Annotated in this window: 11 protein-coding genes; 8 read left to right on the forward strand and 3 right to left on the reverse strand. The window is 63.8% G+C overall.

All coding sequences use genetic code 11. From position 1 onward, the window contains the following. Positions 1 to 81 precede the first annotated feature (81 nt). The gene (locus tag BMW75_RS02970) at positions 82 to 1,704 is read left to right on the forward strand and encodes a methyl-accepting chemotaxis protein (RefSeq protein WP_092576538.1); all 1,623 of its coding nucleotides are present in this window, start codon (positions 82 to 84) and stop codon (positions 1,702 to 1,704) included. A 99-nt stretch (positions 1,705 to 1,803) separates the two neighbouring features. Here BMW75_RS02970 and BMW75_RS02975 read toward each other — a convergent pair whose 3' ends face one another. Next, entirely contained in the window at positions 1,804 to 2,406 is a 603-nt protein-coding gene (locus tag BMW75_RS02975; protein WP_092577279.1) for a HutD/Ves family protein, read from the reverse strand. Between the two features lie 123 nt (positions 2,407 to 2,529). Between BMW75_RS02975 and BMW75_RS02980 the strand changes: the two genes are divergently transcribed. Together BMW75_RS02980 and BMW75_RS02985 are read left to right on the forward strand one after the other, a co-directional pair. Beyond that, the gene (locus BMW75_RS02980; RefSeq protein ID WP_092576541.1) at positions 2,530 to 2,820 is read left to right on the forward strand and encodes a metal/formaldehyde-sensitive transcriptional repressor; all 291 of its coding nucleotides are present in this window, start codon (positions 2,530 to 2,532) and stop codon (positions 2,818 to 2,820) included. Between the two features lie 18 nt (positions 2,821 to 2,838). After that, on the forward strand, positions 2,839 to 3,948 hold the full coding sequence (locus BMW75_RS02985) for an S-(hydroxymethyl)glutathione dehydrogenase/class III alcohol dehydrogenase (RefSeq protein ID WP_092576544.1): 1,110 nt from the start codon (positions 2,839 to 2,841) through the stop codon (positions 3,946 to 3,948). Here BMW75_RS02985 and BMW75_RS02990 read toward each other — a convergent pair. Together BMW75_RS02990 and BMW75_RS02995 are read right to left on the reverse strand one after the other, a co-directional pair. Further along, positions 3,887 to 5,062, reverse strand: coding sequence for a glycosyltransferase (locus BMW75_RS02990; RefSeq protein WP_092576547.1), 1,176 nt, complete (start codon positions 5,060 to 5,062; stop codon positions 3,887 to 3,889). The genes BMW75_RS02985 and BMW75_RS02990 overlap by 62 nt on opposite strands. Next, positions 5,059 to 6,057, reverse strand: coding sequence for a hypothetical protein (locus BMW75_RS02995; RefSeq protein ID WP_092576550.1), 999 nt, complete (start codon positions 6,055 to 6,057; stop codon positions 5,059 to 5,061). Before BMW75_RS02995 ends, BMW75_RS02990 begins: the two co-directional genes overlap by 4 nt. Positions 6,058 to 6,396: 339 nt before the next feature. Between BMW75_RS02995 and BMW75_RS03000 the strand changes: the two genes are divergently transcribed. The 5 genes from BMW75_RS03000 to BMW75_RS03020 all read left to right on the forward strand — a co-directional run bounded on the left by BMW75_RS03000 (position 6,397) and on the right by BMW75_RS03020 (position 12,907). After that, on the forward strand, positions 6,397 to 7,506 hold the full coding sequence (locus BMW75_RS03000; protein WP_092576553.1) for a YcjF family protein: 1,110 nt from the start codon (positions 6,397 to 6,399) through the stop codon (positions 7,504 to 7,506). Between the two features lie 194 nt (positions 7,507 to 7,700). Continuing rightward, positions 7,701 to 9,809: a putative bifunctional diguanylate cyclase/phosphodiesterase gene (locus tag BMW75_RS03005; protein ID WP_092576556.1), complete on the forward strand. Its 2,109-nt coding sequence runs from the start codon at positions 7,701 to 7,703 to the stop codon at positions 9,807 to 9,809. A 139-nt stretch (positions 9,810 to 9,948) separates the two neighbouring features. Continuing rightward, positions 9,949 to 10,161, forward strand: a complete 213-nt coding sequence (locus BMW75_RS03010) for a DUF1059 domain-containing protein (protein WP_092576559.1) — start codon at positions 9,949 to 9,951, stop codon at positions 10,159 to 10,161. 482 nt (positions 10,162 to 10,643) lie between these two features. Next, complete coding sequence (locus BMW75_RS03015; protein WP_217646925.1) at positions 10,644 to 11,564, forward strand: reverse transcriptase family protein; 921 nt, start codon at positions 10,644 to 10,646, stop codon at positions 11,562 to 11,564. After that, on the forward strand, positions 11,561 to 12,907 hold the full coding sequence (locus tag BMW75_RS03020; protein WP_092576565.1) for an ATP-dependent nuclease: 1,347 nt from the start codon (positions 11,561 to 11,563) through the stop codon (positions 12,905 to 12,907). Before BMW75_RS03015 ends, BMW75_RS03020 begins: the two co-directional genes overlap by 4 nt. The last annotated feature ends 53 nt before the right edge of the window (positions 12,908 to 12,960 follow it).

Consider the following 12,960-nt stretch of genomic DNA (forward strand, 5'->3'; position numbering starts at 1 on the left):
GATGTGCAACATCGGCTAAATAAAGGATCCGGCGGGGCCGTTGTCCATGGTGCAGGCTTGCTGCATTTTGGGACGACGCGTATGACACAGCTTTTGAAAGACATCACGATCCGCCGCATGATCCTGGGGACCTTGCTCCTGATCAGCGCCTTCATCGCCGGCCTGTCGGCCATCAGCGTCCAAGGGTTGCGCAGCGCCGGCGAAGCGCTTGCCACCGGCAACGAACTCCTGCACGAAGTCTCCACGCTGTCCCGGGTCAATGACCAGGTCATGCGCGCCCGGCTGCGGCTGGCGCGCCAGCTTGAATACGCCGCCGAAGGCCAGAAAGACAAGGCCGCCGAAGAGGGGCGCAGCATCGACGCCGCGCTGTCCGAGGCCAAGAAGCATCAGACGCGGTTCATCGAACTGGCCCGCCGCGCGGCGCCGCCCGCGCTGCTGGACGCCATGCGGTCCGGCTTCGACGCGCTGGCGGACGGGATCGCCGTGCAACGCCAGCATCTGGCCGACGGCGCGATCGACAAGGCGCGCGCCCATGCGGCGGGCCCCGTGGTCACCGCCAGCCGCAGCTTCGGCAAGAGCATGGAACAGTACGAAGCGTATGCCCAGGCGCGCGAGTTGCAGCTGTGGACGGACGCCGAGACCAACCGCCGCCAGGCCTATATCGGCGTGGGCGTCGTGCTGGGCATCTGTCTGCTGCTGCTGGCGCTGGGAGACCGCTACGTCGTGATGTTCGTGAAACGTCCGCTGGACGGGCTGAAGGACCACTTCCAGCGCATCGCCAGCGGCGACCTGACCACGCCCATCGCGCCGTTCGGCAAGAACTGCGTGGGGCAGATCATCCCCTACCTGCAGGAAATGCAGGCCAGCCTGGTGCGCACCGTGCATGCGGTGCGCGACGGCGTGATCGAGATCAACACGGGTTCCAGCGAAATCGCGGCCGGCAACCAGGACCTGTCCAGCCGCACCGAACAACAGGCGGCCGCGCTGGAAGAAACCGCGGCCAGCATGGAACAGTTGCTGTCCACGGTGACCAGCAACGCCGACAACGCCCGGCTGGCCAACGAGATGGCGGCCACCGCGTCCGAGGTGGTGCAGCGCGGCGGCGACGCCGTGCAGGCGGCGGTCAGCACGATGCGCGAAATCGCGCAGGACTCCAACCGCATCGAAGACATCGTCGGCGTCATCGACGGCATTGCGTTCCAGACCAACATCCTGGCCCTGAACGCGGCGGTGGAAGCCGCGCGCGCGGGCGAGGAAGGCAAGGGCTTCGCGGTGGTGGCCGCCGAGGTCCGGTCGCTCGCGCAGCGCAGCGCCGGCGCCGCCAAGGAGATCAAGCAATTGCTCGAAGCCTCCGGCGCCACGGTGCAGGCCGGTTCCGCGCAGGTGGAGGCGGCGGGCCTGACGATGACGGAAATCCTGGAGACCATCGATCGGCTGACGCTGCTGGTCAACGGCATCGCCACCGCGTCGAACGAGCAGGTGACCGGCATCGACCAGGTCAACACCGCCGTCACCCAGATGGACCAGGTCACACAGCAGAACGCCGCGCTGGTCGAGGAAGCCGCCGCCGCGGCGTCTTCGCTGGCGTCGCAGGCGCAGCGGCTGCAGGCCGCCGTCAGCGCCTTCCGCCTGCCCCCGCGGGATCCGGCTACGGCCCAGGCCCCGGCCCAGGTGCGCGGGCGGCCCACGCTGCTGACCGCCTGACGGGCCAACCCTGGCCCTAACCCCGGCCCTAACCCCGGCCCGGGCCGGGCGCGGAGCGGGGTCCGGGCCTGTTTCCGCCCTCGGCGGCATCCCCCGCGTTCAGGCCGTGCGCGGCAGCAGCTCGATCACGCAGGCATCAATGCCGTCCGCCGCGCTCAGACAATAGCGGGCCAGGCCGTCCTGTCCTTCGATGTGCAGGCAATCATAGCGAGCGGGCAGCAGATGCTGCGCGCCGTCCAGCTCCAGCGACAGGGCGCCGCCGGCCGTCAGCACCAGCACGCTGCGCGCGCTGCTGTGAAACACCCAGGGCGCCGCGCCGCGCACCCATTGCAGGCGGGCGTGGAGCCGGTCAGGCGCATAGATCAGATTGAAATCGCGGATCGGGCCGTCGAGCAGGCGGCACGACACGGCCGCGTCGCCCGAGAACGCGTAGGCCTCGCGCGGCCCAAGGGGACGCTGCGTCCGGCCGTCCACGGTGAGTTCCATGCCGCCGCCTTCCAGCACGCTGATGATGCGCTGATAGCCGCCAAAGGCCGAGAAGCCGCCGTCCTGCGCGACGTCGGCCAGCGACAGCCGCCAGTCGAACGACGCGGTATGGCCGCCCGGGTTGCAGGCGACCTCCTGGGTGGTGCCGCCGCCGTTGCGCCAGGGCATGCGCGGATAGTCCGCGGCCCGGTACAGCCGCACATCGGATGGGTTCATGGCCAAGAGTAAGTCCTTCAGGGTGGCGGAATTATAGGTCTGGGAGACCCGCGCCGCCCCCGCGCCTGGACGGCCGCGGTTCAAGCCCGTATACTCCCCCCCTGTATCGAATCGGAGCCTGCCGTGCCGCACTCCCCCGAAGAAAAGAAACGTGTTGTCACGCGCCTGCGCCGCATCCAGGGGCAGGCGTTAGCATTGGAACGCGCGGTGAACGAAGGCACGGAATGCGGCGCGCTGCTGCAGCAGCTGGCTGCGCTGCGCGGCGCCACGAACGGCCTGATGGCCGAGGTGCTGGAAAGCCACCTGCGGGAAACCTTCCTGCAGTCCGCCCAGGGCAATCCGCCTGCCCCCAGGCCCGAGACCGAATCGCAGATTGATGAGCTCATGCGCATCGTCCGTTCCTATCTGAAATAACCCATCTGGAGCATCGCTATGAAATCACGCGCAGCCGTCGCATTCGGCCCCGGCAAGCCGCTGGAAATCGTTGAAATCGACGTCGCGCCCCCGCAGCGCGGCGAGGTGCTGGTGCAGATCACGCACACCGGCGTCTGCCATACGGACGCCTTCACGCTGAGCGGCGACGACCCCGAGGGCCTGTTCCCGGCCGTGCTGGGCCACGAAGGCGCGGGCGTGGTGGTCGAAGTGGGCGAAGGCGTGACCTCGCTCAAGCCGGGCGACCACGTCATTCCGCTCTACACGGCCGAATGCCGCGAGTGCAAGTTCTGCCTGTCGGGCAAGACCAACCTGTGCCAGAAAGTGCGCGCCACGCAGGGCAAGGGCGTCATGCCGGACGGCACGTCGCGCTTCAGCTACGAAGGCAAGCCGCTCTACCACTACATGGGCTGCTCCACCTTCAGCGAGTACACCGTCGTCAACGAGATCTCGCTGGCCAAGATCAATCCGGCCGCCCCGCACGAGAAAGTCTGCCTGCTGGGCTGCGGCGTGACCACCGGCATTGGCGCGGTGCACAACACCGCCAAGGTCAAGGAAGGCGACACGGTCGCCGTGTTCGGCCTGGGCGGCATCGGCCTGGCGGTCATCCAGGGCGCGGTGCAGGCCAAGGCCGGCCGCATCATTGCCGTCGACACCAACCCGAACAAGTTCGTGCTGGCCAGCGCCATGGGCGCGACCGACTGCGTCAATCCCAAGGACTACGACAAGCCCATCCAGGAAGTCATTGTCGAACTGACGGACGGCGGCGTGGACTTCTCGTTCGAATGCATCGGCAATGTGCACGTGATGCGCGCCGCGCTGGAATGCTGCCACAAGGGCTGGGGCGAGAGCATCATCATCGGCGTGGCCGGCGCGGGCCAGGAGATCAGCACGCGCCCGTTCCAGCTGGTGACGGGCCGCGTGTGGCGCGGTTCAGCCTTTGGCGGCGTCAAGGGCCGCACGCAGCTGCCGGGCATGGTGGAAGACGCAATGAGCGGCAAGATCGACCTCGATCCCTTCGTCACGCACACCCTGCCCCTGGACCGTATCAACGAAGCCTTCGATCTGATGCATGAAGGTAAGTCGATCCGGACGGTGATCCACTACTGACGTAGGCGTTCTCGCGGTAGACGCGCTCGGTATTGCCGACGAAGGTCGCCAGCGAGAACTCCTTGAGCGCCGTGCTGCGGGCGTCCACGCCCATGGCCTGCAGCACGCTGCGGTTCCGCAGGATCTCCGACACCGTCCGGGCCACCGTCTCCGGGGACCCGGGCGGCACGATCCAGCCGTTGCGGCCCTCGGTGACATTTTCCGTCAGGCCGCCCACGCTCGTCACGATGACCGGCGTGCCCGCGGCCATCATCTCGCGGCAGGCGAACGAAATCGTCTCCAGGCGGGACGACAGCACAAAGCCCACGTCCAGCGCCGCCAGCACCGGCTCCACATTGTCGAGCAGCCCGGTGAAGACCACCTGATCCTGCATGCCCAGCGCGGCGACTTGCCGCAGCATCTCGTCCCCCGGCATCTCGCCGGCGATCAGCAGGGCGATCTGGTCGCGCTGCGCCTGGGGCAGCCGCGACACGGCGTCCACCATGTCGATCCAGCTCTTGTAGTCCGCCGTGCCGGCATTGCTGCCGATCACCAGCCGGTCGCGCAATGCGGGCGGCAGGAAGCGGGCGCGCGCCTGCGCGGACTGGGTGCGGCAGGCGGGACGGTACTTCTCGGTGTCCACGCCGTTGTGCACGACGCGCAGGTCTTCGTCGCGGAACACCGACTGCTTCATGCGCCGGAACGTGTGGCTGCACACGCAGATGACGCGGTTGGTGCCCCACTTGGCGCGCAGCCGCGCGCCCAGGCTGACGGCGTTGCGGTCGTTGTGCTGCGTGTACACGATAAAGGGGCGCCGCGCGCCCATGCCCATCGTCGCCAGCATGCACAGCCGGTGATCGGCCGACCCGTTGACGTGGATGACGTCGAACTGCTCCTTGCGCAGCAGCGCGCGCAGGCGGCGCAGCGCGCTCAGTTGTTCGAGCACGTTGCCCTTGAATTCCAGGTCGATGGTGCGCAGGCCGGGCACGGTCCGCGCTTCGGCCAGCAGGCGGCTCTTGCGCGGCGCGCCGACCGTGACATGCGACTTCTGGCACAGGATGCGCGCCAGCGACATCACGTAGGTCGTGTGACCGCCGCCATCGCCCTGGTGGAAATTGGTGTACAGGATCTTCATTGTTCAGGACTCGTCAGCGGTTGTGCGGCCGGCGCCAGCAGGCAGCTCCAGTGACGCTTTTCAAAGATGTCGTCGCCCAGCCGGCTCAGCACCGACAGGTTGTAGACCTTGATTCCCCGCGCGCGCAGCAGCTGGCTGGCCTGCCGGAACGCGGGTTCGATATGTCCGGCGTACTGCCGGTCCAAAGCGGTGGGCAATTGCGCGCCAGCGCTTTCGTAAAAGCGCGGACCCGCCGTGGCCGTCAGGTCCAGCCCGTGCAGATAGACCGTCCTGGCGCCCAGCCAGGCCAGGAACTGCAGCGACGTGTAGGCGACCGTTCCGCCGCCGAACAGGCCACGCGCCGCATCCAGGCTGAATCCGTGCGCATGCATCGGGTGGTGCGCGTCGAACAGCACCAGTTCGGGATCGGCGCCCAACTGCGCCTCCAGCTCCTCGGGCCTGGCGCGCGGCTGCTGGGCGCGCTGGTGCACTTCCTCGAACAGCGCGATGCGGCAGCGCACCGTACGGTTGTCGAACAGCAGCGCGATCCAGCGATACACCTCCGGCGTCACGAACAGCACCAGGTCCTGGGCCAGCACCTGGGCCACCAGGTCCCGCCGCCGCTTGACGAACCCCGCATCCAGCATCGCGTAATAGTCAAAGCGCAGCGCGGGATGCCGGGCGCGCAGGGCGATCGAACCGTTGACGCCCATGACCGTGCTCATGCGGCACTGGTCGTAATCGATCTGCGCCACGGAAGGGCCACTCAGGATCAGGTGCGCGTCGCCGCCGATGCCGCGCGGCAAGCGATCCAGCGGGATCGTCGCCGGCCCGCGCACGCCATGCAGGTCGCAGCCAGACAACCGGCCCTGGCCATCGCGGCGGACCGTCACGAACGGCCACAGCGTTTCGTTGTGCCGATCCGCCCTGGGCCGCGTGTAGCGATACAGGTAGCGCAGGCCCTTGGTCAACGGGCGCGAGCGCAGCAAGCGGGGGACGAGCGCAAGACGGGGCATGAGGGGTTGCGCGTGTACCGCGGCGTAGCCTGACAACGACCTGATTCTACGCAGCGCCTCCTGGCAAAAGCGCGAGTGGATTATGTGAGATGTAACCCTTTGAAGAACCCACTTATCTGCCCCCAAAATTTCCCTCGCACCAGCCGCCGGCGTACTGGGGTTTCACCATATGGAAAACGCTGCCGCCGCCCGCGAAGCCGCGCGATCATATCGGCGCCGCATGTCATTCTCATGGCGTCGGCCGGATGACGGGGTCCGTCACCCCCCGATTACGTTTTGCGCCAAAGAAGTCCTCGTCTGATATCGTTCCGGCATCCCCGTCCGCTTCCCACCTGTCCAATGAGCGCAATCCGCCCCGACCACCCCGACCTGCAAGACGCCATCGCCGACGCCATCAGCACGGCCACGCGCGGCGCGGGCCGGGTGAACATCCTGGTCGCCGGCAAGACGGGCGTGGGCAAGAGCACGCTCATCAACGCCGTGTTCCGCGGCGAGCTGGCCCGCACGGGCGCGGGCAAGCCCGTCACCCAGACCACCCAGGAATTCACCCGCCCGGGCCATCCGCTCACCATCATCGACACGCGGGGCCTGGAAGTCGGCGACTACGAGCGCTCGCGCGCCCAGCTTGCCGACCTGATCCAGGAACGCTCGGCCTCGGACGACCAGGACCGGCATCTGCACGTCGCCTGGCTCTGCATCCAGGACAGCAGCCACCGCGTCGAAGACGCCGAGATCGAACTGTGCGACATGCTGGACAAGGCCGGCATTCCGGTCGTCGCGGTGCTGACCAAGGCGCGCAAGAACAGTCCTTTTCTTGACGAGGCCCGCAAGCTGTTGCCGCGCGCCCGCCAGGTCGTGGCCGTGCGGGCGCTGCCCGAATGGATCGACGAACTGGACGCCGAACTGCCGCCCATGGGGCTGGACGGGCTGATCGAAGTAACGGCGCAGCATGTGCCCGAAGCGCAGCAGCGCGCGTATGCGAACGCGCTGTCCACCCGCAACAAGAAGGCCCTGGAAGTAAAAAAAAAGCGGGCTGAGATCGAGGTGAACGTCGCCGCGGGCCTGGCCGCCTCGGCCGCCGCCGCGCCCATCCCCTTCTCGGATGCCTTTGCGCTGGTGCCGATCCAGGTCGGCATGATCGCCAAGATCGGCATCACTTTCGGCATGGAACTGGACACGACCGCGATCACCACGCTGGTCACGTCCACGCTGGGCGCGTCGGCCGCCACCCTGATCGGCCGCTCGGTCGTCTCGGGCATGCTGAAGTTCATTCCGGGCGCAGGCAGCGCCATTGGCGGCACGATCGCCGCCACCACGGCGGGCGCCATCACCAAGCTGCTGGGCAACGCCTACATCGCCGTGCTGTACGACTTCTGCCTGAAGCATCCGGGCAAGGACATCGACATTCCCACGATCGCGCAGGCGCTCAAGGCGCGCGTCAGGTTCTGAAGTGTTCTGAAGCGCCCTGCCGATGCAATGAAATGACTTCGTGCGACATGATTCGATAGATTGGTCTTTTTCGTGACAGTACGGTAAATATTGCCCGCTTCACGCCGTAAATCCGTACAACCCCTCGTCCTTCAGGGCAGATCCGCGCAGGCGCGTTGCCGCAACGCGGCCGGCGCGCAAGCCCGCCGCATCCCATGATCATCGCCAATTCCGACGTCATGTACCGCCACCTGGTGCAAGGCGTCGTCGACTACGCCATCTACATGCTCAATCCGGATGGCATCGTCGCCAACTGGAACGCCGGCGCGCAGCGCGCCAAGGGCTACACGGCCCAGGAAATCGTCGGCCGGCACTTCTCGTGCTTCTACACCGAGGAAGACCGGGCGCGCGGCGTGCCGCAGCGCGGCCTGGCCACCGCGCGAGAAACCGGCAAGTTCGAAGCCGAAGGCTGGCGCGTGCGCAAGGACGGCACGCTGTTCTGGGCCCACGTCGTCATCGACGCCATCCACGACGACGCCGGCGAGCTGATCGGCTTTGCCAAGGTCACGCGCGACAACACCGAGCGCCGCGAGCGCGAGCAGCAGCTCCTGAAGGCCAAGCAGTTGGCCGAGCACTACAACGGCGAACTGACCTCCATGTCCAGCTTCCTGCAGGCGGTGGTCTCGCACATCCCTTCGTGCGTGCTGGTGCTGGACGCCGTGTCGCGCGAGTTCCTGCTGGCGAACCGGCAGGCCGAGGAAACCTTCGGCGGCAGCCCGGGCGGCCTGCAGGGCAAGACCGCGCAGCAATGCCTGCCCGAACTGGTGTGCGCGTTCTTCGACCGCCTGACGAACGACGCGCTGCGCTCGGACGGCGCCATCCGCGAAGAGGAAGAGGAACTGGCCACGGCGCGCGGCCCGCGCACGCTGCGCACCAAGACCCTCGCGTTCCACAGCAACGATCCGCGTTCGCGCTATGTGCTGCTGATCGCGGACGACGTCACCGACGAAAACGCGGCCCATGCGCAGGTGCGCTACATGGCCCACCACGACACGCTGACGGGCATGCCCAACCGCCGCCTGTTCCGCGACCGCCTGCTCAGCGCGCTGGCCGCCAGCCGCGATCGCTCGACCGCCGTGCTGTACCTGGACCTGGACAACTTCAAGAGCGTCAACGACACGCTGGGCCACCAGTCCGGCGACGAACTGCTGCGCCTGCTGGCCAAACGCCTGCCCAAGCACCTGCGCGAACAGGACACACTGGCGCGGCTGGGCGGCGACGAGTTCGCCGTGGTGCTGCCCAACATCGCCGAACAGGACGACGTGCGCAAGCTGGCCGAGCGCCTGATCGAGGCCGTGCGACAGCCTTTCGAGATCGCGGGCCATACCGTGCCGGTCAGCGTGAGCATCGGCATCGCGATGTCGGAAGCGCAGTCGCTGTCGGCCGACCATCTGCTGCGCTACGCCGACATGGCGCTGTACGAGGCCAAGCGCAACGGGCGCAATTGCCTCACTTTCTTCGAGCCGGAAATGGAAGCGGCCGCGCTGCGGCGCCATGAGGTGGAAATGGACCTGCGCCAGGCCATCATCTCGCACCAGTTGCAGTTGCATTACCAGCCCATCATGGACGTGAGCCACGTGCGCATCGTGGGCCGCGAGGCGCTGATGCGCTGGCAGCATCCCCGCAAGGGCCTGATCATGCCGCAGGACTTCATCCCCATCGCCGAGGAAACCGGCCTGATCCACGAACTGGGCGCCTTCACGCTGCACGAGGCCTGCGCCGAAGCCATGCGCTGGGACGACCACGAGACGGTGGCGGTCAACCTGTCGGCCAGCCAGTTCACCAACGGCGCGCTGGTGTCGCTGGTGGAATCGGCGCTCGCCAAGTCCGGCCTGCCCGCGCGGCGGCTGGAACTGGAGATCACCGAGTCGGTGCTGCTCACCAATTCCGCCGGCAACCTGGCCACCCTGCACCGTCTGAAGGAACTGGGCGTCAAGGTGGCGCTGGACGACTTCGGAACCGGTTATTCGTCGCTGGGCTACCTGCGCACCTTCGAGTTCGACAAGATCAAGATCGACAAATCGTTCACGCAGGACGTCGGATCCAGCCGCGAGGCCTTGGCCATCGTCCGCGCGATCAACGGCATCGGCCGCAGCCTGGACATTCCGACCACGGCGGAGGGTGTGGAAACACCGGAGCAACTGGAACGCCTGACGGCCGAGGGTTGCTCGCACTTCCAGGGCTACCTGCTGGGACGCCCCGTGTCGCACGCGGGCGCGGCAAGCGACGCGGCGCGCGCCCGCCCCCCGGCCCCCTCGAAATAAGCCGACTGCCCGGCGCGCGCCAGTCCTATACTGGAAACACACCGGCCGCGATGCGACGCGCCATCGCGCCGGTGCAGTCCGTCCGGCGCGTCTGATGTCCATGCACGCAGCCTTTGCTGGCCTGCGCAGGGAGAGCCCCATGACACGCAAGTACATCGATTGCCGCGAGTATCCGAGCGAGATGAATTGCTCGGTGGCCTTGTCCGCGGACTCGGACGAGGAATTGCTGGAAGCCGCGGTTCAACATGCGACCACGGTCCACAAGCACGCTGACTCGCCCGAACTGCGCTCGCAGCTCAAGTCCCTGTTCCATAACGGCACGCCGCCCGCCGAAACGCCCCCCCGGGCCTGACGGCGCCGCCTGCGGGCGTGCGGGGCCGGCGGATCGCCGGCCCCGCACGCCCGCCCTCGTCGCACCGTGTGCTCGGGAAAGTCACACTGACAACGCTCCTCACCTTCTGCTCCTTCGACGATTCAGTGATCGGCTTAAAGTGCGATACCGTGCTCATAGCTTTCCGACCGTAACCTCAGCGCAACGTTTACTCGCGTTAATCAGTCCGAGATGCGGGCTACCTCTCATGGGCACCGTTGTCCGATGATGATGACCGTGCTAACCTCTTTTCATACCAGCGACTAGGAGTAGCTCCAGTCTAATGTCTGGTCCCTAGGGCGATTTATCACATTTACGAATACCCGGTCGAGGCTCACACCCGGCCGGGTTTTTCGTATGTACTTTCCGCGTTCCTATCGATTAGCGACACTCTCTCAAATCTGCAGAGATTCCAGGACAGTTGATTGATGATATCCAGGCCCTTAGAGCAACTATTCGACGCCATGTACCACGACAAGTACAGGTTCGAAGAGTTTTTGACACTGTACGCGGGCGATCATTACAGCCAGGTACTCTGGAAAAATCGCACCATCTACAAACCCTCGGCAAAATTGAAAGATTTCCATCATTTCATCGGTGGATTTCTGCTGGAACACCTCCCCGTCGATCAATCGGTTTCGTTTGCGTATCGCAAAGGCGCAACACTTTTGCAAGCGGTCCAACCGCATTCGCGTAGTCGCGCGTTTTATCAGACCGATTTGGAGCGATTCTTCGACAGCATCACCAACAATTTGATCCGATCAGTCCTTGAACAAGCTGCCACCCCTGTTTCCGATCTTTCCGATCATCTTGATCACATTCTGAGCCTTCTAACGATCGACGGTCGGCTACCGATCGGCTACTCGACATCTCCCATTCTGAGCAATGCGTGCTTGTATGGCTTCGATAAACGTTTAGCGGCGATCAGCCATGAGCGCGGTTGGATCTACACTCGATACGCTGACGACATAATCGTCTCGGCTGCTGACCGTCTAGCCATAGAAGACGCTCCTCAAGTAATAGAAGACTGCCTCGGAACTGAACTGGGGGATGGGTTCAAGCTAAATTCGAGTAAAAGCAAGTTAACTACTATAGGTCGAAAAATCAAACTTCTTGGCCTTGTGATTTTGCCCACTGGAGCGATTGTCATTGATCGGGAAGTCAGACACCGGATCGAAGCGTGGCTGCATTTCTACGTAAGCGATCGACCACGGTTAGCGAAGATATTCCAGGAGGAGCGCAAGGAGGGATTGGAAGAGGGACTACAGAGACTCAGTGGGCTAATAGGCTATGCACACGCGGCGGACCCGCTCTATCTGGAAAAGCTTAGAGCGAAGTTCGGAAATACGGTGATTGATAGCTTTCTGCGCAGGTCGGCCCAATGACGCGCCTATTGGTAGACCTTGAATCAATTCAGCACGTCACCAGCCTTACCCTGGACCTGGACCTGTCGACCCCCGGGTTAGTTTGCTTGGTCGGTAGAAATGGCACGGGCAAAACGACTTTGATCCGGGCACTTCGCAATTTAGCCAGCGCAGATACCTTTGTCCGAACTGCAACGCCATACGCGTTTTCTCGAAACAGCCGGATCAGCTACACACTAAACACGACCAGGGTGGAATTCACGTATGACGACAAGATACGTTCTTTGAACTGCAAAGAACCAATCTCGGTTGAAATGCGAAACCTGATCGCAGCAGAGCTTCCAATGCCGCATGGCATGCGCTTCAATTATTTCAAAAGCGCCAGCGAAGCGGATTTAGACATTCGTAAAGCAATCGCTCTCGGCAATCACGATTACCCAAAAGAGCTAATCTCGTTCCTCGAAGCGGTGTATGGCTCAACCCGATACTCAGGAATGGTAGCTGTCGACGTCAAAGGCAAGACGTACTACGCTATTGTCAGGGACGACGGCACATATATCCGTGAGGACTACCTTAGTTCTGGCGAGTACTTTCTGATAAACCTTTATCGAACGATCAAAGGACGCGCTCGTTTGATTGCAATCGACGAGATAGATATTTCGCTCGACTCAGCGGCTCAAGCGAATTTGGCTGACTGGCTAAGAGCTTTTTGCCACCGGTACGAATGCAAAATCCTGTTTACGACGCACTCACTCGCATTGATGCGAAAACTTGAGGCGAACGAGCTTTTTTACGTCGAAGAAAACGAAGGCGTCACTTCCATAGTCCCGACGTCGTTCAGCTATGCCAAAGCGCGCCTGTTCGGGTTTTCGGGTTGGGACCGATACATCCTGACGGAGGACGAAGTGCTACTTGGATTCATTGAAGCCATAATCAAAACGTACTGCACCAACACCTTCTTCCGCTACAAGGTGATTTTTATCGGTGGGAGTACGCAAGTGGTAGGCTTAATGAATCACAATAAACGCGAAGAGTTTTTTACCTCACCGGACAGGGTGATCGCCGTTCTCGACGGGGATCAGAAGAACGAAAAGTTTGCTGGCGACCCCGGGGTTTACACAATCCCTCTCGATAGCGTTGAAAAAGCCTTGTACGCAGACATGCATAACGCTGATTTCCCGTTTAAAACAAGCAAGCAAAGTTTCACTGGCCCGAAGGACTTTCACAACTACCTACAGGAAAAGAAGATAGCCTCGCAGGAGCAGATCTTTAGATATCTAATAGATAGATACGATCACTCCCTTCAGAACATAGCAGGTGTGCTTCGACGCTTCCTAACGCCGACGTCTAACACATCCGCCTGAACCACCGCCCGAGCGGCGGTCGCAGATTGCCAAGCTGGTCGTCGCGCCGCGCA

It is taken from the genome of Achromobacter sp. NFACC18-2, assembly GCF_900108985.1.
Classification (GTDB): Bacteria; Pseudomonadota; Gammaproteobacteria; order Burkholderiales; family Burkholderiaceae_B; genus Achromobacter.